The sequence below is a fragment of the Flavobacterium hibernum genome (assembly GCF_000832125.1).
Taxonomy (GTDB): Bacteria; Bacteroidota; Bacteroidia; order Flavobacteriales; family Flavobacteriaceae; genus Flavobacterium; species Flavobacterium hibernum.
Genome location: NZ_JPRK01000015.1, coordinates 144,644 through 168,796, shown reverse-complemented (window position 1 = coordinate 168,796; position 24,153 = coordinate 144,644). Strand labels below are relative to the sequence as shown.

General features: G+C 32.9%; 24 protein-coding genes. 16 read left to right on the top strand and 8 right to left on the bottom strand.

Annotation, left to right across the window (positions count from 1 at the left end):
- Positions 1 to 223 precede the first annotated feature (223 nt).
- The gene (locus IW18_RS17885) at positions 224 to 607 is read right to left on the bottom strand and encodes a hypothetical protein (protein WP_052480215.1); all 384 of its coding nucleotides are present in this window, start codon (positions 605 to 607) and stop codon (positions 224 to 226) included.
- Positions 608 to 1,056: 449 nt separating this feature from the next.
- On the opposite strand from IW18_RS17885, the gene IW18_RS17880 reads away from it, so the two are divergent.
- From IW18_RS17880 to IW18_RS17870, 3 genes are all read left to right on the top strand, one after another.
- Entirely contained in the window at positions 1,057 to 1,929 is an 873-nt protein-coding gene (locus IW18_RS17880) for an AraC family transcriptional regulator (protein WP_041519385.1), read from the top strand.
- A gap of 238 nt (positions 1,930 to 2,167) precedes the next feature.
- Entirely contained in the window at positions 2,168 to 3,040 is an 873-nt protein-coding gene (locus IW18_RS17875; RefSeq protein ID WP_041519383.1) for an alpha/beta hydrolase, read from the top strand.
- Between the two features lie 83 nt (positions 3,041 to 3,123).
- Positions 3,124 to 3,639, top strand: a complete 516-nt coding sequence (locus IW18_RS17870; protein ID WP_041519382.1) for a hypothetical protein — start codon at positions 3,124 to 3,126, stop codon at positions 3,637 to 3,639.
- A 74-nt stretch (positions 3,640 to 3,713) separates the two neighbouring features.
- Here the strand turns inward: IW18_RS17870 and IW18_RS17865 are convergent, their stop codons facing one another.
- From IW18_RS17865 to IW18_RS17855, 3 genes are all read right to left on the bottom strand, one after another.
- A complete protein-coding gene (locus IW18_RS17865; RefSeq protein WP_041519380.1) occupies positions 3,714 to 5,507 on the bottom strand; it encodes a T9SS type A sorting domain-containing protein in 1,794 nt (597 codons plus the stop codon).
- Positions 5,508 to 5,671: 164 nt separating this feature from the next.
- A complete protein-coding gene (locus IW18_RS17860) occupies positions 5,672 to 6,637 on the bottom strand; it encodes a TerC family protein (protein ID WP_041519379.1) in 966 nt (321 codons plus the stop codon).
- Between the two features lie 441 nt (positions 6,638 to 7,078).
- Positions 7,079 to 8,095: a glutamine synthetase beta-grasp domain-containing protein gene (locus IW18_RS17855; RefSeq protein ID WP_041519377.1), complete on the bottom strand. Its 1,017-nt coding sequence runs from the start codon at positions 8,093 to 8,095 to the stop codon at positions 7,079 to 7,081.
- Between the two features lie 427 nt (positions 8,096 to 8,522).
- Here IW18_RS17855 and IW18_RS17850 point away from each other — a divergent pair, with 427 nt between their 5' ends.
- From IW18_RS17850 to IW18_RS17790, 13 genes are all read left to right on the top strand, one after another.
- On the top strand, positions 8,523 to 10,712 hold the full coding sequence (locus IW18_RS17850; protein WP_041519375.1) for a glutamine synthetase III family protein: 2,190 nt from the start codon (positions 8,523 to 8,525) through the stop codon (positions 10,710 to 10,712).
- 393 nt (positions 10,713 to 11,105) lie between these two features.
- On the top strand, positions 11,106 to 12,014 hold the full coding sequence (locus IW18_RS17845) for a hypothetical protein (protein WP_041519374.1): 909 nt from the start codon (positions 11,106 to 11,108) through the stop codon (positions 12,012 to 12,014).
- A gap of 80 nt (positions 12,015 to 12,094) precedes the next feature.
- A complete protein-coding gene (locus IW18_RS17840; RefSeq protein ID WP_041519372.1) occupies positions 12,095 to 12,637 on the top strand; it encodes a hypothetical protein in 543 nt (180 codons plus the stop codon).
- Between the two features lie 5 nt (positions 12,638 to 12,642).
- Positions 12,643 to 13,053 carry a hypothetical protein gene (locus tag IW18_RS17835; RefSeq protein WP_041519370.1) on the top strand — a complete coding sequence of 137 codons (411 nt, stop codon included), beginning with the start codon at positions 12,643 to 12,645 and terminating at the stop codon, positions 13,051 to 13,053.
- A 5-nt stretch (positions 13,054 to 13,058) separates the two neighbouring features.
- Positions 13,059 to 13,379: a CsgE family curli-type amyloid fiber assembly protein gene (locus IW18_RS17830; RefSeq protein WP_084607983.1), complete on the top strand. Its 321-nt coding sequence runs from the start codon at positions 13,059 to 13,061 to the stop codon at positions 13,377 to 13,379.
- 16 nt (positions 13,380 to 13,395) lie between these two features.
- A complete protein-coding gene (locus IW18_RS17825) occupies positions 13,396 to 13,800 on the top strand; it encodes a curli production assembly/transport component CsgF (protein ID WP_041519368.1) in 405 nt (134 codons plus the stop codon).
- 5 nt (positions 13,801 to 13,805) lie between these two features.
- Entirely contained in the window at positions 13,806 to 15,179 is a 1,374-nt protein-coding gene (locus IW18_RS17820) for a CsgG/HfaB family protein (RefSeq protein ID WP_041519367.1), read from the top strand.
- 28 nt (positions 15,180 to 15,207) lie between these two features.
- Positions 15,208 to 16,692 (top strand): carboxypeptidase regulatory-like domain-containing protein, encoded by a 1,485-nt coding sequence (locus IW18_RS17815; protein ID WP_041519365.1) that lies wholly within the window; start codon positions 15,208 to 15,210, stop codon positions 16,690 to 16,692.
- A gap of 152 nt (positions 16,693 to 16,844) precedes the next feature.
- Positions 16,845 to 18,023, top strand: a complete 1,179-nt coding sequence (locus IW18_RS17810) for an AIR synthase related protein (RefSeq protein ID WP_041519364.1) — start codon at positions 16,845 to 16,847, stop codon at positions 18,021 to 18,023.
- Between the two features lie 199 nt (positions 18,024 to 18,222).
- The gene (locus IW18_RS17805; RefSeq protein WP_041519362.1) at positions 18,223 to 18,579 is read left to right on the top strand and encodes a hypothetical protein; all 357 of its coding nucleotides are present in this window, start codon (positions 18,223 to 18,225) and stop codon (positions 18,577 to 18,579) included.
- A gap of 27 nt (positions 18,580 to 18,606) precedes the next feature.
- Positions 18,607 to 19,128 carry a hypothetical protein gene (locus IW18_RS17800; RefSeq protein WP_041519361.1) on the top strand — a complete coding sequence of 174 codons (522 nt, stop codon included), beginning with the start codon at positions 18,607 to 18,609 and terminating at the stop codon, positions 19,126 to 19,128.
- An 84-nt stretch (positions 19,129 to 19,212) separates the two neighbouring features.
- Positions 19,213 to 19,812 carry a GNAT family N-acetyltransferase gene (locus IW18_RS17795; RefSeq protein WP_041519483.1) on the top strand — a complete coding sequence of 200 codons (600 nt, stop codon included), beginning with the start codon at positions 19,213 to 19,215 and terminating at the stop codon, positions 19,810 to 19,812.
- 175 nt (positions 19,813 to 19,987) lie between these two features.
- Complete coding sequence (locus IW18_RS17790) at positions 19,988 to 20,431, top strand: hypothetical protein (RefSeq protein ID WP_041519360.1); 444 nt, start codon at positions 19,988 to 19,990, stop codon at positions 20,429 to 20,431.
- Positions 20,432 to 20,589: 158 nt separating this feature from the next.
- Here IW18_RS17790 and IW18_RS17785 read toward each other — a convergent pair whose 3' ends face one another.
- The 4 genes from IW18_RS17785 to IW18_RS17770 all read right to left on the bottom strand — a co-directional run bounded on the left by IW18_RS17785 (position 20,590) and on the right by IW18_RS17770 (position 24,137).
- Positions 20,590 to 22,446 carry a M61 family metallopeptidase gene (locus IW18_RS17785; RefSeq protein WP_041519358.1) on the bottom strand — a complete coding sequence of 619 codons (1,857 nt, stop codon included), beginning with the start codon at positions 22,444 to 22,446 and terminating at the stop codon, positions 20,590 to 20,592.
- Positions 22,447 to 22,546: 100 nt separating this feature from the next.
- Positions 22,547 to 22,825 (bottom strand): DUF2805 domain-containing protein, encoded by a 279-nt coding sequence (locus IW18_RS17780; RefSeq protein ID WP_041519357.1) that lies wholly within the window; start codon positions 22,823 to 22,825, stop codon positions 22,547 to 22,549.
- Between the two features lie 120 nt (positions 22,826 to 22,945).
- Entirely contained in the window at positions 22,946 to 23,773 is an 828-nt protein-coding gene (locus IW18_RS17775) for a sterol desaturase family protein (protein ID WP_041519355.1), read from the bottom strand.
- 121 nt (positions 23,774 to 23,894) lie between these two features.
- Positions 23,895 to 24,137, bottom strand: a complete 243-nt coding sequence (locus tag IW18_RS17770; protein WP_041519354.1) for a GlsB/YeaQ/YmgE family stress response membrane protein — start codon at positions 24,135 to 24,137, stop codon at positions 23,895 to 23,897.
- Between the last annotated feature and the right edge of the window lie 16 nt (positions 24,138 to 24,153).

Genomic DNA, 24,153 nt, shown 5'->3' with positions numbered 1-24,153 from the left:
GTGTTTTTTGAACGTACGATGAGTTAAGATTCTTTGCGAACTTTGCGGTTAAATCCTTAAGTAAAGAGCAAAAAAAAACAGCTCAATAACCACAAAGAGCTGTTTTAAAACAATCACGTTTTTAACTTTACTAACTATCTAACCTCATTTTTATACTTTATGAGAGTATAAACTTTTTTAGTGTATTGCTACACTTGTATTTTGAGCAAACAAATTTGCTTTATTATTTTACTGAAGAAATTGCTTTTGTAGATAATACAGATGCATTATCAGTAATTGTAATTTCGTGTCTTACTTTTTTCAAACCATCTTCAACTTCTAAGAAATAAGTTCCAGCTGGAAATTCTTCTAAGCTAAAAGTTCTTAAGATTCCGTCTTTTCCTGAAGCATTTTCAGAATATATTAAAGAACCATTTTTTTCGTAAATACTTAAACTTGCTTTTTGTACTTGGTTTAAGGCAAACGTAATTACTTTACCGTTAGCTTTTAATACATGTAGGTTAAAGTCACTATTTACATTTCCGTTGTCGTTTCCATCAATTGCATAAGTGCTCATTCCTGTAAAAAGTACTGCACATACTAAACTTAATTTTATAATCTTTTTCATAACTATCTTTCTTTAAATTATTAGTTTAATTCTCTGGTGCTAAATTACTCCAGAATGTGTGTTTTTTTAACAACTCTATTTTCCAATTTATGTGCTGTATTCTCATTTACGAAACCGTTATAGGTTAAAATTTGAATTATTGTAGGTGTTTCTGTTAATTAGGCTATTATTTTTCAAACATTTTCAAATGTTAAATTTTTTGATGATAGGGTATTATTCTTACAGATATGTTATATGTCTATAAAAATGGTAGAATTAATACGATTTATTAAAAAAATAAGGAAAAAAAATATTAGTCGTTTAATAATTGGTGTAAATTGAATAATTTTCTATTTTAACTTTTGGTTAATTTTGTGATAATTCTTCAATTGCGAAACCGTTATAGGTTAATTTATGAATTATATTAGCTATTTTTGTTAAATTTGCTATTATTTTTTAAAGATTTTATCATGAAGACAATTGCCCCAGCTCTTGAAGTGATATCTAACTCATACGGAAGTTCTTTTACCTATACTAAACACGCCCAAAAGACCAACAGTAAAGCGCATTTATGGCATTACCATCCAGAAATCGAGTTGGTTTATATAAACGGTGGGGCGGGTAAAAGACAAATAGGAAGCCATGTTTCTTATTATACCAATGGTAGTTTGATTTTGATAGGAGCCAATTTGCCACATTGCGGATTTACAAATGAACAAACGGGAAATATTAATGAAACCGTGATTCATATTAAACCTGAATTTTTAGGGAATGATTTTTTTGTTGCTCCCGAAATGAGAAAGGTTCAAAATATTTTAAGTCAGGCCAAAGGCGGAATTGCTTTTGGTGGAGAAACTAAAAAACATATTGGTAAGAAAATCGAGATGATGGAAAATCAACTTCCGTTTGAACGTTTGCTTACACTTTTGAGTGTTTTAGACGAATTAGATTCTTCTGAAGATTATACGGTTCTTAATGCCGATGGTTTTTCGCTAGAATTGCAAACACAGGATAATGATCGTATAAATGTGATTTTTAATTACGTAAAAGATCATTTTCAGGAATCGATTGCAATAGACGAGGTTTCGAATTTGGTGAGTATGACAACGCCTTCTTTTTGTCGTTATTTCAAGAAGATTTCAAATAAAACGTTTACAGAGTTTGTAAACGAATACCGATTGGTACACGCGTCAAAATTATTGGCCGAAAAACAAATTAGTATAAACGAAGTTTGTTACGAAAGCGGTTTTAATAATTTTAGTCACTTTAGTAAATCCTTCAAGCAATATACAGGTAAAAGTGCGTCGCAATATCGTCACGAACACAAGATTATAATTAGTTAGTGATATTTTGCCACAGATTACGCAGATTAAAAAGATTTTTTTATTCAGATTGCGTGAGAGTATATATAGTTGAGATTTACGGGAAATAAATTTTTTATAAAAGTAATCTTTGGAATCAATTTAATCTTTGGCAAAAGAAAAACATACAAATCCGACTGGTGAAAAACTGGTCGGATTTTTCATATAATATATTCAGAAAAAGGTATATTTACAAACCCAAAATTGAAAATCTATAAATATGAAAAACTTTAAAATCTTAGTATTCGCTCTTATTTTATGCTTGTCTTCAGTGAGTTACGCGGCAAGAGTAGATACTTTGCAAGTTCCAAGTGTGGCGATGAGTAAAACCTACAAAGCTGCGGTTGTTTTGCCTAATTCGTATGCAAAAAGTAAAACGGCTTTTCCGGTTATGTATTTGTTGCACGGCGCTTACGGACATTTTAGCGATTGGTTAAAAAATACACCAAACAAAAAATTGGTTCAAAACTTATCAGATCAATACAATATTATTATCGTAATGCCAGAAGGCGAAACGTTTAGTTTCTACTTGGATAGTCCTGTAAATAGCGGAAGTCAATTTGAGACTTTTATCACGCAAGAAGTAATTCAGAAAGTAGATAAAACATATCGAACCATAAGTAATCGAAACGGAAGAGTGATCACGGGGCTTTCGATGGGAGGTCACGGTGCTTTGTATCTATCAACAAAACACCCCGATTTATTTTGTGCTGCCGGAAGTATGAGTGGAGCTGTAGATATGAGTACAATGCTCAATCGTGAATCATCGGCACAAGTTGTTAAATTGATGCAGCCCGTTTTTGGAGACAAAAGCGATAACTCAGAAATGTATGCACAATATGCAGTTTTAGGAATGTTAGACAAAATAAAAGCAAACAAATTGCCTTTAATTATAGATTGTGGTGTGGATGATTTCTTGATTGAACCTAATAGAGAATTGCATAGAAGATTAGTTTATAACAAGGTCGATCACGATTATACTGAACGTCCTGGAGCACATACTTGGGATTATTGGGAAAATTCACTACCTTTCCATGTATTATTTTTTAACAAAATATTGCTTAAAAACCAGCAAGTTGTAAAAAAATCATAATATTTTTAATCTCAAACTGAGCTAAAATCATTTTTTGGTTTGGTTTTTGGAATACCTTTATAAATCTTAAAAAAATAAAAATTATGAAAAAGATACTTACCCTTTTTGCTGTTGTTGGACTAATTGCATTTTCTAGTTGTGAAGGACCAGAAGGACCTCAGGGGCCGGAAGGACCAGTCTCTGAAGTTTTTGAACTTCAAAATGTGAATTTTGGTTTTAATACTACTGATGGTTATAATATTTATCAAAAATTATCTCCTATTATTTTTGATTCAGATGTGATTTTGATTTATAGATTAGCAGGAACAATTGACTCTAAAACACCAATTTGGCAACAAATCCCTAGAACTATTTATACTGCAAAAGGAGATTTTGATTACGATTTCGATTTTAGTAGAGAGGATTTTACAATTTATGCTGGTGGAAACTATGATTTGGCTTTAACTCCTGAGTATATAAAAAATCAAACTTTTAGAATTGTAATTGTGCCAGGTGCATTTTCTACTACAGGTAAATCATCTAAACCGGATTATTCAGATTATAATGCTGTTGTCAAAAGATATAATATCGATGATAGTAATGTTAAGAAATTAAATTAATTATTAGAATAGAAATAAAAAAAGGAAATCGTAAGATTTCCTTTTTTTATGAATATAATTCAAATCCCCATTTTTTAATTGTTTTTTAGGAATGTTATCTTTGTACTTCTACGATCCCCAGTATCTAGATTTATAAAATATGTTCCTGATGGTAGGCTTGAAACATCTATGCTTATTATACTTGGACTAATTATTGAGTAATTGTTTGAATTTACAATTGTTCCCGTTACGTTTACTATCGTTACTGATGTAGTTGCCATATTAAGGAGGTTGCCTTTATTTTCAATATTTATAATTGAAGTGGCTGGGTTTGGGTAAGCAGTTATTAAAGGGATTTCTTTATAACTTATAGATGTTAAAGTTATTTCATTGCTATATGATGATTGCCCATTGTGGTATGATGGCACAGTTAACCGTCTATAATTATAACTCATTGGAGCTTTCCAAGTGGTTTCTCTAGGGTTACGAGGGTCATAGCTAGAAACTAGTTGGAGGGATGGAGGTAGGAAATCTTTTGATGTTGCTCCAGCGATATTTGTCCAATTCCCAATTGCACTAGTGTTATTGTCTATAGATTGACTTTGCCACTGATATCGTGTGGATTGTTTTGGGTCTGGTGTTGCTTCTGCTCCTATAATAAGGTTTGGCGAATCGATAGTATTTGAACTTGATATTACAAGAGTTTGATCGCAACAAATGGTGTTATTATGGCGAATTGTTCGAAGTAATAGTTTTAGAGTGTTGCTAACTTTTTTTATGTTTTGATAAAAAGCGATTCTTCTTACTAAATAAAAATTATCTTCACCATCAGTAAGGTCTGTGGGATTAAAAGAATCTAAGTCATATGGATGTGAATTATTAATTTTAATCCAATCAGCAGACACGGAACCTATTTTTCGATATTCCCATTCAAATTTTTCGATTTGTGTTAAGTTATCACCTCTTTGAGGAGTATGAAATGGATTTTGTAATATATTTAAATTTACGTTTGCACTAGGTCTTGTGCCATAGATTTGTTTTGGATTCGTGTTTATGATTTCAATATAGCCATCCGAATTTGCAGGACTATTAACTGAAATTTCATTTAGAGTAATTGGTGACGGTACAATAGTAATAGTTACTACATTGCTTTTGTTTGGAAAATCGCTAGTTCCATTGTACCCTAATTTTCTTTGTATTGTTTGACTTGTAAGTGGTGTATTGTAATAATCTAGATATACAATTTGATTTGCATTGTCGAAATCTAAAAGTGCATAAGCAGACCAAGTATTGTTTATACCGTAGATTTTATCGAAATATGGATTGTTGTATAGCGATCCTGTAATAGGAGCAGGTTTGTCTCCCTGTCTTATAGTTTGATCACAGCATATTGTGTTGGTTATTTTATTTGGGTTAGGAGCATCTGCAGGAGCGTTTACAGTTCCTCCGTTAAGTGTTGAATTTTTTATTATTGAAATATTTGAGCTTTTATACGAAGCTCCAGCGGGGTTTTTGTATTCTGCAAATAGGTATGCAAATGATGTTGAAAAATCTGACCAACTCAAGTTTATATAAAAACTTCGGGTTGCCACTTTTTCTCCTCCAAAATATAATGAGCCTCCATCGCCACCTACAGCTACATTAACTCCAAGTGCAGTCCCGTTTGAGCAGTAAATTTTTATTGTGCCTGTGTCTCCAACTGCTACATTATCTGGTAATTCTACTTTAACGGACAGTGAAACGCTAGAATAAGCTACGCCACCTAAATTTATTGGGCCACCGGTATAGCCAATATTGTTAACAGTAGCAGGGGTTAGGGTTACTTTTTGTGCAGATACTGAAATACTCAGTATAAAAAGTACGATAAAATAAATGTAATTCTTTCTCATGATAAAATTTTAAAGGTTTATAATGAGATAAATATATTTAATATAAAAGTATAATCTTATTTTTAATAGTTAAATTATAATATTAATCTTATGATTTAACATATAGGCATATAAAAAAAGGAAATCGTAAGATTTCCTTTTTTCAAATATGTATATCAAGAAGTTTATTCTTCTAGCTTCGCTTCCTCTTCGGTTTTTCCGTATTTTAAAGAAACTAAAATACCTACCAAAAGTGCCAATGCAATGAATCCTAATGATGCCCATTCTGGTACGTGAATAAAATCGTGAAGAATCATTTTTAATCCAACGAACGTTAAAATAGCAATTAAGCTGTATTCTAAGAAACTGAATTTTGCCAGCATATTTGCCAAGAAAAAGTACATAGAACGCAATCCTAAAATAGCAAAGATGTTTGAGCTAAATACTAAAAAAGGGTCTGAGGTAATGGCAAGAATAGCAGGAACACTATCGATAGCAAATAAAACATCCATAACTTCAATTACTATAAGAGCAACAAATAAAGGAGTAGCTGCTTTTTTTGCTGTCTTTGTAGAAACAAAAAATTTCTCTCCGTTCATTTCAGAAGTCATCGGAATAATTTTTCCTAGAGTTTTGTATACGAAAGAATCTTTTGGCTGAAAATCTTCGTCTTCGCCAGAAAACAACATTTTTAAGGCTGTAAAAATCAAGAAAGCACCAAATAAATAGGTCATCCAGGTAAACTTATTAATAAGCATTACACCAAAGAAGATCATTAAACCACGAAAAACGATTGCTCCAAGAATTCCCCAAAACAAAACACGGTGTTGGTATTTTTGAGGTATTTTGAACGATGCAAAAATAATAGCGATTACAAAGATATTATCAATACTTAAAGACAACTCGATTAAGTAACCCGTAATAAACTTCATTGAAGCTACGGCAGGTTTTAGATTGTCGGGATTTGCAATATAATCTGTAGTGTATAGCCAGTAAATTACTCCCGAAAATAGGAATGAAGTTGTTACCCAAATGAGTGTCCATTTACTTGCTTCTTTTGTGCTAATAATATGCGGGTTTTTGTTAAAAACTCCCAAGTCTAAAGCAAGAATAAGAACAATTGCGATTAAAAAGAAAATCCAGACCATTATGTTATTTTTTTAAATGATGTACAAAGATAGTTTTTGAAGTTTAACTTAAAAATTAATTATTAGAAAGTTAGTTTAAAATTTTACCATGATTTTTGTTATAATTTTTTACAGCATTGATGGAAGCCGAAATCAAAATAGATAATCTTTGTCATTCCGAGGAACGAGGAATCTTCGTAAGAAACTAACGCAAAGTATTTCTCTGCATTGCCAAGCTACTCGCGGGGATCCCTCTTTCCTCGGGATGACATAAAATGAGATTATTTCGTTTCGTGTGTGATTTCTCGTTCCTCGAAATGACAAGATTACGCTTATTATGTTTTGATGCTAAACGCGGCAGGTTTAAGTTGCGACATTTCGACTTTGTTAAATGTAACAAGGCTGTTAAATAAAAAAAGTGCCATCAATTAAGATGACACTTTTCAGTATAATTTAAACTATGAATTACAACGCTGATTTTACAGTTTTGATAATTCTAGCAGCAATTTTGTATGGATCTCCATTTGAAGCTGGTCTTCTGTCTTCTAACCAACCTTTCCAACCTTTTTGAACAGTAATTAAAGGAATTCTGATTGAAGCTCCTCTATCAGAAATTCCATAAGAGAAATCGTGAATAGATGCAGTTTCATGTTTACCAGTTAAACGTAAGTCATTGTAAGCTCCGTAAACCGCAATGTGCTCAGCAGTTACAGGACGGAAAGCCTCACAAATTCTTTCGTAAGTTGCTTGGTCTCCACATGTTCTAAGAACGTTGTTAGAGAAGTTAGCATGCATTCCTGAACCATTCCAGTCTGTATCTCCAAGTGGTTTTGGGTGATACTCGATATAGTAACCATATTTTTCAGTCAAACGATCTAATAAATATCTAGCAATCCAGATTTCGTCTCCGGCTTTTTTAGCACCTTTAGCAAATAATTGGAATTCCCATTGTCCGCAAGCAACTTCTTGGTTAATACCTTCAAAGTTAAGTCCGGCAGCAATACATAAATCAGCATGTTCTTCTACTAATTTTCTTCCGTGCGTGTTTTTTCCACCTACAGAACAGTAGTACATACCTTGTGGAGCAGGATAACCTCCAACAGGGAAACCTAATGGCAATAAAGTTTTAGTATCCATGATGAAATACTCTTGTTCGAAACCAAACCAAAAATCATCATTATCATCATCAATTGTAGCTCTACCGTTAGAAGGGTGTGGTGCTCCATCCGCATACATAACTTCAGACATAACTAGGTATCCATTGATACGAGTTGGATCTGGGTAAATTGCAACAGGAACTAATAGACAGTCTGAAGATCCACCTTCAGCTTGTTTTGTTGATGAACCATCAAATGACCAGTTTCCAAGTTCTTCTAATGTTCCTTTGAAATTTTCATGCTCTTCAACTTTAGTTTTACTTCTAAGATTTTGAGTTGGTTCATATCCATCTAACCAAATGTACTCTAACTTAATTTTAGCCATAATAATATAGAATTAATTTTTTTGTTTTTTTCGTTGGGTCAAATATAGATTTATTTTTTTAGCCGTAAAAATTAGGGGGGTATTTTGTTTAGTGAACTATTATTTTTTAGATAAGCGCAAATTTGTTAGGGGTATATTTTTAAAAAAGCAATTTTTAACACCATTAAAAAATAAATTCGTAAAAATTACACATGTTTTTTAGATTTCTGGATTAAGGAATTGTGAAAAAATGTTTATTTAATGAATAATACCGATGTATTTTGTTACATTTCTTTAAATCAAATCCATTATTCTTTATAAAAAGCGTCTTCTATTGAAAAATCGGCGTATAAAATTCTGAAATCTATGTTTTAAATCACTTGTTTAATTGTTTATATTTGTTCCTCTTTTTTTAATGAAAATTATTACGAATTTTAAATTTATATACATGTCAACATTACGTTTCCAAGCTTTACAAGAAGCTTCTACGAGAAAGCCAGTACATTTTGAAGAGATTGATAGAAAATCTGCCATTTTTGGTTCAAATGTGTTTAATGAGAAAGCAATGAAGCAGTACTTAACTTCGGATGCTTTAAAGGGAGTAAGAGATGCGGTTCAACATGGAACTAAAATAGACAGAAAACTGGCAGATTATATTGCCATGGGTATGAAAGAATGGGCACTTGCCAAAGGAGTTACACATTATACACACTGGTTTCAGCCTCTTACGGGAACAACGGCAGAAAAACATGATGCTTTCTTTGAGGTTTCGTACGATGGAAGTGATCCTGTAGAAAAATTTGGTGGTGCACAATTGGTACAACAAGAGCCAGATGCATCAAGTTTTCCTAACGGAGGAATTAGAAATACTTTTGAAGCGAGAGGTTACACAGCTTGGGATCCAACATCGCCGGCATTTATATATGGAACAACTTTATGTATTCCTACCGTTTTTATTGCTTACACAGGAGAAGCCTTAGATAATAAGATTCCCTTATTAAGAGCTTTATCCGCGATTGACGAAGCTGCTACGGAGGTATGTAGATATTTCGATAAAAATGTAAAAAAAGTAACTGCAACTTTGGGGTGGGAGCAAGAGTATTTCCTTATCGATAAAGCTTTGGCAAATTCTCGCCCAGACTTAATGATGACTGGTAGAACATTACTAGGACATACATCTGCAAAAGGACAACAATTAGACGATCATTATTTTGGTTCTATTCCAACTCGTGCATTAACCTACATGAGAGATTTAGAGCAAGAATGTATGTTATTGGGAATTCCGGTAAAAACACGTCATAATGAAGTTGCGCCAAACCAATTTGAGTTGGCACCAATTTTTGAAGAAACAAATCTTGCTGTAGATCATAACTCTTTATTAATGGATGTAATGCAAAAAGTTGCAGAACGTCATGATTTTAAAGTTTTATTTCATGAAAAACCATTTAAAGGAGTAAACGGTTCTGGGAAACACAACAACTGGTCATTGGCAACAGATACAGGAGTTAATTTATTGAGTCCGAGTAAAACGCCAATGAGCAATTTACAGTTTTTAACTTTCTTTATTAATACCATTAAAGCGGTTAATGATTATGAAACTCTATTAAGAGCATCAATTGCAACAGCAAGTAACGATCATAGGTTAGGAGCAAATGAAGCGCCGCCGGCAATTATCTCGGTTTTTATTGGAGCACAATTGACAAAAGTTTTATCTGAATTAGAAAGTGTAACAACCGGAAAACTATCTCCAGAAGAAAAAACAGATTTAAAACTAAATGTAGTAGGTAAAATTCCTGACGTTCTTTTAGATAATACTGATAGAAACAGAACTTCGCCTTTTGCTTTTACAGGTAATAAATGGGAGTTTAGAGCCGTTGGTTCAAATTCAAATTGTTCAAACGCCATGACAACGCTTAATGCAATTGTTGCCAAGCAATTAAAAGATTTTAAAATAGAAGTTGATGCTTTGATCGAGTCAAAAGACATGAAAAAAGACGATGCTATTTTTAATGTTTTAAGAGAATATATTAAACAATCTAAAAAGATTCTTTTTGAAGGTGACGGTTATAGCGAAGCTTGGGAAAAAGAAGCTGCTAAAAGAGGTTTAAGTAATTTTAAAACTACTCCGGAGGCAATTAAAGCTAAGGTTTCTAAACAAGCATTTACATTGTTTGAAGAATTAGGGATTATGAATCATATTGAAGTTGAAGCGCGTTATGAAATTGAGTTAGAGGAATACACTAAGAAAATTCAGATTGAAGGTAGGATTTTAGGAGATATTTCGAGAAACCATGTTATTCCAACAGCAATTCGTTATCAGAATACTTTAATTGAAAACGTAAAAGGATTAAAAGAAATCTTCGGAAAAGAATTTGAAACAATTGCAAAAGAGCAGATTGTTTTAATTAAAGAAATCTCAGGTCATATAGAAGGAATTAATTCTAAAGTGTTGGCCATGACAGATGAAAGAAGAACAGCTAACCATTTGACAGATGCGCAAAAAATGGCCGAAGCTTATTGCAATAAAGTAAAACCTTATTTTGAAGATATTCGTAACCATTGCGACAAGCTTGAGTTGTTGGTAGACGACGAAAGTTGGACTTTAACAAAATACAGAGAATTATTGTTTACAAAATAGTATTTGTAAAAACATACCACCAAAGCCTGTCTCAAAAAGACAGGCTTTTTTTTGTGATTATGTTAAAAAAACAGATTCTATATTGTTGTTTTAACACTTGTTCAGGGGTAATTTTACATTAATTATTAACAAGTAGTTTTTTTCTTACTAACTAAAAAAACAAAAGAAGTAGTTCATCGAGATAGTTTTACAGTTCATCGAAAAGACTTTAATATATTGAAAAATAGGTGTTTATACTTGTTTTGATTTTCGGGAAGTTTTCTAATTTTGAGTATGTGATAGAGAAAAAAAAAGTAAATTCTTTTATTTTCAAATGAGATTTTGAGTACATAAATTCCCCATGCTTTAGCCTACATAATAACTTGTATTAATAACCAATTAAATATATTTATTATGAAAAAAGTAATTTTAAGCATCTCCGCGATGCTGTTTGTCAGCGCAATTGGAACCGCACAAATTCTGCCTGGAACAATTGCTCCAAATACCAGTTATGTAAACCAAACCGGTACTTCGCAAGATGCGTATGTTGATCAAATTGGAACTGCACAAAGTTCAAGCATTAAACAATCTAATATGCACAACCAGTCAGATGTGTATCAAGGAGTTTTGCCAGGACAAATGACTGCACCTTTGTTGGGAAATATTTCTCATGATAACTTAGCAGAGGTTTGGCAAAATGGTAAAGATAATACAGCTTTTATCTCTCAAAATAACTGGAGAAATAAAGCTTATCAAACTCAAGTTGGAGATAATAACGATGCTACAATTTGGCAAGATGAAACTGTTGTTACCTATAGTTTGCTTACTGGAAATTTAAAAGGAGAAGATACTGCGACTCAAAATCAGGACGGTAAACACAATAAAGCAACAATTGATCAGGGAACCAGCGGTAATCCATTACCAACTGCAGCTGTATTTACTGGAATGGCGGCTTTGACAACTTCAGTACCGGCTTCTCCTCATGGTAAAAATAATGCTACTCAAACTCAAAATGGAAATTATGGTTTAGCATATGCTAGTCAAGGTGGCATAAATAATGAATCTAACCAAACACAAACAGGAGGATTTTTCTCTAGTGCTTCTAATAGAAATGAATCTAATCATTTTCAATTTGGAAAAGATAATATAGCAGATTCTTCTCAAACTGGATACAGAAATGTTGAAAATGTACTGCAAGAAGGTAACGGTAACCATTCTTATTCAATACAAACAGCTTTTTCAGCTCTTTCTACAGGAAATGAAAGTGTTGTAATCCAACAAGGGAATTCAAATTTATCTAACGTAAATCAAAGTAATCACTAAGGAATATTACTTAGAAGATAAATATAAAAATATGACAGCTAAATTAGCTTTAGCTGTCATATTTTAAAACAATCAAAAAGATGAAAATTTTAGTAAACATATTCTTTTTAATGTTTTTTGTTTTGATACCGGTACTTCATGCACAAGAAAAAGCAGATACTTCAGGTCTTAAAACGTATAGTTCATCTGTGTTTGATACTAAAGATACCGCATTAAGTATAGTATCGACTGTAAACAAAAAAAGTACAGATCAATTACAGTTAGAACAAGTACAACAATTATCTCAAGGAGTTTTGATTCAGCAAATAGGAAACTTCAATGCAGTCAGAGCAGATCTTGATGCTAATAAAGTTAATGTTACAGTTTCACAAAAAGGAGATTTCAATGAGTTGTTGTTAGTAAAAGACGCCAAAACAATATCTCAGACGATATCCCAACAAGGAAAAAACAATAGTATTTCAGATTACTCCTTCCGAACTAATTATGATGTAAAAACAGAAATGATTCAGAATGGGAACGATCAAAAAATACAAAGTTATGGCACAAACTCTATTTCTAAAGATATGAAAATCACACAAAACGGAAATGGGTCTGCTATTATTATCCTAAACAAATTAAACTAAAAGAAATGCAATTTTTATTCCGATATATCCTCTTGAGTTTTTTGTTTTTTAGCACCGTTTTAATGGCACAGGTTGCTGTTCCTCAAAACCAGATAAAAGCAAAAATAGATGTAGAGAAAATAGAAGATAACTTTAAAATTACTGGTACAGCAGAAAATCTTACCGACGTTATGAAAAGTGCTTCTTATAGATTATCCGTAATAAAAAATAATGATAAAAGTAATAATCAATCTAATAATTCCCAAGTAGGGATTTTTACACTAGAACCAAATGAAGTTAAAAAATTATCGGCTACACAAATCAATGTAAGTGGAGATGACGAAGTTATCGTGTTGCTGTTATTTTATGACGAAGAAAAAGAAATAATAGCAAAAGACAGAGTGGTTCTGGGTGAAGAAAAAAAAAAGATGATGTAATAATTATGCCCGTTGATGGATTTGAGTTAAGAGGTATTGTAACCGATGATACCAAAACCAAAATGGGAAAAGATTTTTACGATAAGTATTATTACAAGTACAATGATATTGGAATAAATGCAAAAAAAATAGTTGTTATAACGGAAGAATACAGTTTTGGAAGAAATACAAAAATAACCGTTTCGATAGACAACACTGTTATATATGATTTTTTAGTACGACCGGACGATGAATTTTTAGAAGCGGTAGCTCAGGAATCTATAAATGCAACTATTTACTACTTGAAAGATTTAGAAAAGCAACGCAAGTATTTCACTCAGTATTAATTTTATCATTAAGGTCATGAAATTTATTTTAAGCCTCTCATTATTTCTTCTGCTTTCACCTTTTGTCAGATCGCAAGCATTCGTTTACAAGCCTGTAAATCCTGCGTTCGGCGGTGATACTTTTAATTACCAGTGGCTATTAAATAGCGCTGAATCTCAAAATAAATTAAAAGATAAAACAGCAGTTACGCCACAAAAAACAGATTTGGAGCAATTTAAAGCAAGTTTAAATGCCCAGTTGTTAAGTCAGATCTCAAGCTCACTTTATAAACAACAATTTGGAACAAACGGTCTTTCTGTAGGTTCATACACCTTTGGAAGTTATTCTGTCGATATCTATCCTTCATCCGAAGGTCTATCGGTCAATATATTAGATACAACTACAGGAGAACAGACGCAAGTAATCATTCCAAATAAATAATAATAATGAGAGTAAATAACTACTTAACACTGTTATTAGTCCTTTTATTTTCTGGCTGCGGTGCGTTTTACAATCAGCCAACCGGAGTAGAAAAAGCAGTTCTGGGCGAAAGCACACCAGCAACTTCTCTATTAAAAGAACTTCCAAAACCAAAAGAACAAATTGTGGTTGGAGTTTATAAATTTAGAGATCAAACAGGACAATATAAACCTCAGGAAAACGGAAGCAATTTTAGTACCGCCGTGACTCAGGGCGCAACTTCAATATTGCTAAAAGCCTTAGAGGATTCTAAATGGTTTATACCAATCGAACGCGAAAATATTGGAAACTTATTGCAGGAAAGAAACCTGATTCGATCTACAAGACAAGAGTATTCAAAAAACGCAAATCCAAATGAACCACAATTAACGCCATTGTTATACGCCGGGGTTTTATTAGAGGGCGGAATTATTTCGTACGATTCTAATATTATCACAGGAGGTTTTGGGGCAAGATACTTTGGTACAGGAGGTTCTATAAAATACCGTCAGGATCGAGTAACAGTTTACTTGAGAATGGTTTCGACTTCAAACGGAAAAATTTTAAAATCAGTTTACGTTTCAAAAACAATCTTATCGCAAGCCATAGACGAAAGTTTGTTTAAATATGTAAGTTTTAAAAGACTCTTAGAAGTAGAAACAGGATATACAACAAACGAACCCGTTCATATGGCAGTTACCGAAGCCATTGAAAAAGCCGTTCAATCGATGGTTTTAGAAGGAATTCAGGACAACATTTGGCTGGCAGATGCAACTCCGGCAGAATTGGATGCTACTATGAAAAAATATGCAGTCGAAAATGAAGTGGCAGATCGCACTGCTTTATATGGTCGAGAACTTGAACCACGACGCTCTAAGTTTGCTATCGAAATAGCAGGCGGAACCTCACTTGTTGATGGAGATTATGCAAATCCGGTATTAAAACCTATGGGAAGAGGAGCCTTAAAATACTTTATTACCCCTGGTCTTAATATTAGCGGTTCTACAAATGCCGTTTTATTGGCTAATAAAGATATAATCGACGTAGGGTATTTGACTTTTGACCTGAATTTGGAACTTTTACTGCTTCCAAAAGATAAATTTAGCCCTTATATATATGGAGGTGGAGGTTTTGGAATGAATAAGAAGTTTGAAAATACACATTCGAAAGTACAATTTGGTGCAGGAGTAGAATATCTGGTTTCTAATTCAATTGGGATAAAATTATTTGGAGAGTATGATATCAATTTTTCAGATAATTTAGATTATCTGGTAGCAGGAGTCAGAGACGATTACTACTATAAATTTGGACTAGGAGTTACGTACTATTTTTCGAGTAATAAAAATAAAAGTAAAAAATAGCATTTTGAAATAATTTAAAGCGAAGATTATGAATAACTTATATTTTAAATTATGTTTTCTTTTTTTTATAGTGCTAAGTTCTTGTAGCGAAGAAAAAGTAGACCAAGTTGGGTACGGTACTGTTACCGGAAGAGTTGTGATAGCAGATACCTTTGAGCCAATGGAAAATGTAAAAATTACTTCAAGTCCTACTTCGGGAACCATTTTTACAGATGCAGATGGGAAATTTGTAATGAGTAAAGTACCCATTGGAGAATATTCTTTTCAGGCCCAAAAAGACGGTTATGTTGCAAAATTCGAATCAGTATCAGTAACTGCCAATAATACAGCAGAAGTTATATTCGAGCTAAAAAAATCGACAACAAATAACAAGCCGCCCGCAATACCAGTTTTAACAACACCTACAGATAATGCAGTTAGCCAAAACATTGCACTCGATCTGGTTTGGACTGCTACAGATCCGGATAATGATGTATTGACCTTTAGTGTTACTTTGCGAAATGATGCTAATACCGATGTAAAGGTGTTTACAGGTATTAAAGACAAAAAACTATCCCTAACAGGATTATTGTATGGTGTTAAATATTTCTGGCAAGTAACGGCAAATGACGGCGTAAATGTTGATATTTTGAGTGCAGTAAGTTCATTTACAACATCGACATTTCCTGCTACGCGATTTTTAGGCGTAAATAAAGTAGGTGATAATAATGTAATTTATTCTATTGATGATGCAGGAAATAAATACCAGCTTACAGGTTTGGAAACAAATAATTGGAGACCAAGAAGAAATACACAAGTCCGAAAAATTGCTTTTATAAGATCTAGCGGAGGACAAAATCATATTTACACCATGAATGAAGACGGTTCCGGAGTTACAAAAATTACAAACTCAGTTCCAATAAACGGTTTTAATTCAGATTTTGTTGGTTTCAGTTGGAATGCTTCCGGAAGTGAAATTATTTATCCAAGTTTTGACAAATTGTATAAAATAAATAACAACGGAAGCGGTCTGGCACAAATTTACAAAACACCAACAGGTAAATTTATTTCAGAATGCGATTGGAGCAATGACGGAACAAAAATCGCATTAAAAGTAAATGATGTTAGTGGCTACAATGTCGAAATTTATATCATAGACACTTCAGGAAATGTGCTCAGTCAAGTACTTTCAGGATATAAAGGAGCTACAAGCGGATTAAATTTTTCTGTGACCGGACAAAAACTGCTTTATTCTAGAGATGTTTCAGAGTATGAAAATCAGAATTACAGACAACTCGACAGCAGAATTTTCGAATACAATTTAACAACAGCAACAGCAACAGCAATTATTGGCAACAAACCAGCGGGAACAAACGATTATGACGCCAGATATTCGCCAAATGAAGCCGAAGTTATTTTTACAAACACCTCAAATGATGGTGTATCAGTAAAAAACATCGTTAAAAGTGGTATCTCAGTAACAGACTCACGAGTCGTTTTGTTTGCAGGATACTTTATGCCAGACTGGGAATAACCGTAAAGACCAATTTTTTTATAACCAATTTTATTGCAGAAAATCGGCAGTTATAGCAAACTGCCGATTTTTTTGTGAAACAGACACACGAATCAATCAAAGAATTAAAAAAAGAGATTATCTTTGCACCACATCAACACAAACTAAGTTACATGAGTTCAGATTCTAGCAAAAGGTACGCGCAAAGAGGTGTTTCGGCATCAAAAGAAGACGTACACAACGCCATAAAAAATATCGATAAAGGTTTATTTCCTCAAGCATTTTGCAAAATTGTTCCTGATTATTTAACACAGGACGAAGATCACTGCTTGATTATGCACGCCGACGGAGCAGGTACAAAATCGTCTTTGGCGTATATGTATTGGAAAGAAACAGGAGATATTTCGGTTTGGAAAGGAATCGCTCAAGATGCATTAATCATGAATATTGATGATTTGTTATGTGTTGGAGCAACAGATAATATTTTACTTTCGTCTACAATAGGAAGAAATAAAAACTTAATTCCTGCCGAAGTTATTTCAGCAATCATTAACGGAACCGAAGAATTAATCAACGAATTAAAATCATTTGGAGTAACCATTCATTCAACAGGAGGAGAAACTGCCGATGTTGGAGATGTAGTTCGTACCATAATCGTAGATTCAACAGTAACCGCTCGCATGAAACGTGCAGATGTTGTTGATAATGCTAATATTAAAGCAGGTGACGTAATTGTTGGTTTAACCTCTTTTGGTCAGGCAACTTACGAAAAAAGCTACAATGGCGGAATGGGAAGTAATGGTTTAACATCTGCCCGTCACGATGTTTTTGGTAAATATTTAGCCAAAAAATATCCAGAAAGTTATGATGCACTTGTACCAGAAGAATTAATCTATTCAGGTCAGGTAAACTTAACAGATACCGTAGAAGATAGCCCAATAAATGCTGGTCAATTAGTACTTTCTCCAACTCGTACTTATGCACCAATTATTAAGAAAATTTTAGACACCTACACACCAAACGAAATTCACGGAATGGTACATTGCAGTGGAGGAGCACAAACTAAAATTTTACATTTCGTTCAAAATTTACACATTATAAAAGACAATTTATTTCCGGTTCCGCCATTGTTCAAGTTAATTCAAGAGCAATCAAAAACAGATTGGAAAGAAATGTATCAAGTTTTCAATTGCGGTCACCGTATGGAAATTTACGTTCCGGAAAACATTGCACAAGATATTATTGCGATTTCAAAATCATTCAATGTCGATGCACAAATCGTAGGTAGAGTAGAAGCAGCCGATGCTAAAAAACTTACTATTACCAGCGAATACGGAACATTCGAGTATTAATTTTTTTAAGTTACAAAGTTACAATCCCGAGATTTCGGGACTGAGTTGCAAAGGTTTTATATACTGGAGTTTACAACAGAACCTTTTTTATTAATAATTAGCTTTTTTAGGAGCTAATCCCGCTATCCGTTACAATCTTTTATCCGCCGCGGCAGATAAAAGGATTTTCACTTCTATCGGGGCTAAAAAACACCAAGCTATGTACGAATTACTTTTTTGGAGATATTTAGAAGAAGTTTACCTAAACCACCAAGAGGTTTATGAAGCACTTGTAGAAAGAGAAGATGTCGAAGGTCTGGAAACACTTCCGGTTGAGGTAATCATGAATAGAATCGCCTCCGTATTCTCGCAATGGGAGAGAGTCGACGAAAATAGCTGGAAAAATAATTCAGGAAAAGGAGCATTTCAAGTTATAACAACACCACAAAGTGTAAAAATAGATTGTTACGGAACCGAAGGCAAAACGATGAATAAATTAGTTGAGATAATGGAAGAATTCAAATGTCCATTATACGATCCTCAAGTTCCGGAACGTTACGATGAAATGAGTGAGTAAACTATTTATTTTGATATTTGAAAATTGATGAAAAAAGCGTCGGTATTTATAGCTTCCATTCTTTTAAGTGTTATAATAGCGATTTTTTATGGTATTGTACATAATCAATTTACATATACAATTTCTGATGAGTTTTTTACAAAACTAATGTTTGAAAGGTTTGGTTTTGTTCAATATGGGCAAGACACTCCAAGATTAACAGCTTCAATAATTGGAGCATGGTCAACTTGGTGGATGGGATTAGTTACCGGTTTTGTATTTGCAACGATAAGCTTATTTCACTCAGATGTCAGGCAAATGATAAAAAGTATAAAAGGAGCTACTTTAGTTGTATTAGGCACTTCACTAATATTTGGTCTTATTGGCTTGTGTTATGGTTTTCTTGGTTTTTCAAGATTAGACTCTAACTGTTGTTTTCCACTTGAGGTTCATAATGTCAAAAACTTTATTGCAGTTTCTGAAATGCATAGTTTTAGTTATTTAGGAGGTGCAATTGGATTATTTCTGGGTATTCTTTGGCAAATTAGAGCTATCAAATCAGTTAAATAATTTAAGAATCGAATTATTTATATAAAGAAAACATCGTAAAACTTTATTAAGATTCCATAGATATACAGATAAAATATGACTTCAATGCCAAAATTCAAATTCTCAGACAATGTTATTTTAGAAGATGATCTAGTTTTATTGCGTCCATTACAAGAAACTGATGTCGATAATCTATTAGAAATTTCGATCAACGAACCAGAAACCTGGAAATATTCATTAGTAGGTGCAGACGGAAAAGAAAACCTGATCAACTATATTCAATTAGCTATAAAAGCGAGAGAAAATCAAAAAGAATTTCCATTTATAGTTTTCGATAAAAAATCTCAAAAATACGCAGGTTCAACCCGTTTTTACGACATGAATCTCGAATTCAAAACCCTGCAATTAGGTTTTACTTGGTATGGTTCTGCATTTAGAGGAACAGGGCTCAACAAACATTGCAAATTTTTATTGCTTCAATTCGCTTTTGAAACACTCGAAATGGAACGTGTAGAATTCCGTGCCGATAATAATAACGAACGAAGTATTGCCGCCATGAAAAGCATCGGTTGCAAAGTTGAAGGCGTTTTACGCAGTCACATGCCAACAGCAAACAGTGAAGTTCGTCGCGATTCTATCGTGTTGAGTATTCTTAGAAACGAATGGTTTGCTGAGGTAAAAGAAAATTTAAAACAGAGGCTTTAAATTTAAAAAGAGCTGTAGTGTAGAGCTGGATTTTCATCTAGTACATAACACATACTGAGGTAAAAAAATAATTCGCGATAATTAGTGTAATTCGTGGCGAAAAAAAATAATAAAAAAGAATCATCATGGAGTTTAAAAAAACTTCACGAAATTTGCACTTTAAATAAAAGTAAATATGAAAATAAATCTAAAATCAGGAATTGATAAATTGCTTTTCGGAATGAAGCAAAACGATGTAACGGCTGCTTTAGGAAAGCCTGATAAAAATTATGTAGACGAAGATGATAATGGGATTTTTGTATACAATAAACATAAAATCAGATTGACATTTTATCAGGAAGAAGACTTGAAATTAGGTTATTTAGTAGCTTCTAGCAATGATTTAGAAGTTTTTGGGTTCAAACTAATCGGAAGAAAAATTGCCGATGTAAAGAAAGATTTAGCAACCAAAGGAATTACAAAATTCACGCAGGAAACGTTTGATACTTTTGAGAATTATTTCAACGAAGACAATTGGTTTATCCTTCAAACAGAATTTGACGAAGTTGTAAAATTCGAAATTGGAGCTATTATCAATGATAAAGACGAATTTGATTGGAAATTTCCAGTTAAGAAATAAATACAATATTTGTCAGACTGAGCGAAGTCGAAGTCACGTTTGCTGAATCACTTTGTGGGACTTCGACTTCGCTCAGTCTGACAGATCAAATGCAATCTGAATAAAAACAAAAAAACCGACAATCACTTGTCGGTTTTTTTTGTTTTAATCAAAAGAAATTACCCTTTTAACCATGCATTTTTAAGTTTCTCTTTTGAAGCATCTGTAGCTTTAAAAGTTTCTTTTTCTTCAAATGGTACTTTCACAGTTCCTTTTATAGTTTGCTCTTTACCGTCACGTTTGATTTTAATTGTAATTGGATCATTTTCTTTCCAATTTTCACTTTCAGTAATCAAATCATAAATATTATCTAAGTTGTACGTTTTGTTATTTACATCAAGAATCACGTCACCAGCTTTAAGATTTAAATTAGTAAAAAATACATTCAAATCACCAGGACGAACACTTATTGCTTTGGTAGCTTTGTCAACGCCAATATATGGAGTTTGTCCTTTTATGAAAATTGATCCCGGAACCTTTTCTGAGGCTTTGCCTACACCAATTTTTGCCAAATAAAAATCGTAAGGAATTGGAGTTGTTCCGGCAACATATTTATTTAAGAATTCTCCAACTTCAGGGTAAGTCAATTCAGTAATTTTAGCAAAAAGTTCATTATCGTTAAATGGTTTTTCAATACCATATTCATTAGATAGTTTGTGCATTAAATCTAGAATTCCTCTTTCGCCATTGCTCTTTTCTCTAATAATAATGTCAATACACATTCCAATTAAAGCCCCTTTTTGATATACGTTTAAGTATTGATCTTTGTACGGTTGTTCTAAAACATTTTTGCTCATAACAGTAAACGACATTGTATCATTTAAAGCTTTCGCCTGTTCGATTTTATCAGCAATACGAGTATAAAATTCAGACTCATTAATTAAACCCTGATTGATTTGAAAAAGGTTTGCAAAATATTCTGTAACACCTTCATACATCCATAAATGTTCAGACATTTTTGGGGCATTGTAATCAAAAAACTGAATTTCTTTTGAGTGAATCGTTAACGGAGTTACGATATGAAAAAACTCATGCGAAACAACATCTTTCATTGATTCTACCAATTTGTCTTTTGGGATAGATTCCGGTAAAACAACAGTTGTAGCTGTTGGATGTTCTAAAGCTCCAAAACCATGTGCATCATCTTTTGCCATAGTAGACAAATACAATAAAACAGAGTATTTTTTAGTAGAATTTACTTTTCCTAAAAAGTTTTTTTGCGCCGTCATCATTGTTTTCATTTCCGGAGTAATACTTTCGGCAGTAAATTTTCCTGTAGGAGAATAAACAGCAATCAAGATATCCATTCCGTTTACATTGAAAGTCGTGTAGTCTGGTTTGGAATACATAATTGGATTTTCGACTAAAACTGCATAACGTGGTGTTGTAAATACATCGCTGGTTTTACTGGCATCTTCATCAGTCATTGAAGTTGCTCCCCAAAGCGTTTCAGGATGTGTAATAGTAACTTTGTAAGGAACGTCTAGTTTATCTTGAAAATAACCTACGAAGCCATGTGTATTAACCATAAAGTTAACTCCTGCGTTGATATTGGTTCCAGCTGGTGAAAAAACGTCATCATTGCCAAATCCTGTACCTTTTTCAGTATCAAAAGTATCGCCAACCAAATAAGTAACTTTTTTTAATTTTTTAGCGTCAGAGATGGACCATGAATTATCGTCAATTCTCTTTACAGTCAATTCATTTCCTTTGGCATCAAAAGCCTTAAAACCATCTGAATATTTACCGTAATTATCTGTAGAATAAGTTCCCGGAACTGTTTTTGGAATACTGTAAACAACTTCGTCAGTTTTTATTTGCGGAGGCGTAACAGTTACCAAAACCTTATCATCTTTTACATCAACAAGATTTATATTAACCTCTACAGTATTACTTTTTGCGGCACCGGTTGAGCTTCCGGTTTTACAGCTCCAAAGCGTTGCAGCAAGAGCTAAGGTGTAAAGAATTTTTTTCATTTATATGAGTTTAGTTATTGCTATTTGACTTACAAGAGGTGAAAAAGTTACATTTAATTTAAAAATAAAAAAAACTCCTGAATTCCAGGAGTTCTATGTTTTAGTCTAGCTTATTTTTTATATAGTATTTGCCATCCAAATCCTCGTCAAAATCATCTATCTTAACTTGTTTTGGTTTTGGTTTATTTGCTGTTGCCTTCTTTTTCCACATCTCAAATTTTTCAAGAGGCATTTTCTTTTTCAAGATTTCCAGAACTTCTTTTTCTGCCAATCCAAATTCTTTTTTAATGATCTCAAATGGATTTTTTTCTTCTAATGCTAACGAAACAAGTCTTTCCGTTTGTTCCCAATTCAATTCTTTGCGGTTACTCTTTTTCATCACGTGAAAATTAATTCAAAATAGGGGTTAATGATTAATAGATTGATTTTCAATTTAAGTATCAATATTAATAAAAAAAATAATTACTTGGTTCGATGAAGTGTGTTTTTTTTCAGGATTTTAACTGTTTTTTACAGATCTTGATTTTTGAAACGGTATTTGTAACAAATTTTTCAATTTGTTGTTTTCTTCAGGAGCCATATGAGTGTCTACACCATAAATCAATTGATCTTTGGGTAATGTTGTAAAAGTGCCAAAAAGACGATCCCATATCGAAAAAATGTTCCCGTAATTACTATCCGTATAAGGTAAAACATAATGATGATGTACTTTATGCATATTAGGCGAAATAATAAAATAACTTAGATAATGATCGAGTTTATTTGGCAAAGAAATATTGGCGTGATTAAATTGTGAAAAAACGACAGATAAACTCTGATATAAGAAAACCATCCACATGGGACTTCCAACGATTAAAACTCCTAGAGTGGTAAAAATAAACCGAATGATACTTTCGCCTGGATGATGTCTGTTTGCGGTCGTAGTATCGATCCAGGTATCAGTATGGTGAATGAGATGAAATCTCCATAAAAACTTTATTTTGTGCTGAACATAATGTGCACAATAGGCACCAATTAAGTCTAATAAAAGTAATCCCGTTAATGTATACAACCACATTGGTAATGTTGGTAACCATTGTAAAATGCCAAAATGATGTACAGTTGTCCAGTTCGCTGTTTTTATTAAAATAAAGGCTAATACAAAATTGACGATAATTGTTGTGAAGGTTAAAAAGAAGTTGATTCCTGCATGCTGCCATTTTTTGTACTGCATTTGAAAAAGAGGAAAGGTATTCTCGATAAGCCAAAAAATAGTAATTCCACCAACCAGAATTAAACTTCTATGCGAAGACGGAATCGTACTGAAATAAGCAATTATATCATTCATAAAATTAAAGTTTAAATGAAACTAAAGGACCAACAGAGGAATTCTTATAAAGTAAAAAGAGAAAACCGAATATAAATATATTTGATTTTCTCTTTTAAAAGTTATTATGTAATAGAATGTTTTATGCTTTTTTGATCAAACTAATGATGAATAGCAAAACCCAGGCTCCACCAACAGCAATTATAATTTGCCATAAAAGCCCGCCGCCACCTATACCTAGTTTGCCAGCAATCCAGCCACCAATAATTCCGCCAATGATTCCAACGATAATATTACCTAGTAATCCAAAACCTGCGCCTTTCCATATCTGACCTGCTAACCATCCAGATATTGCGCCAATAAGTAAGAAATATAAAAATTCCATATTTGATAAATTTTAG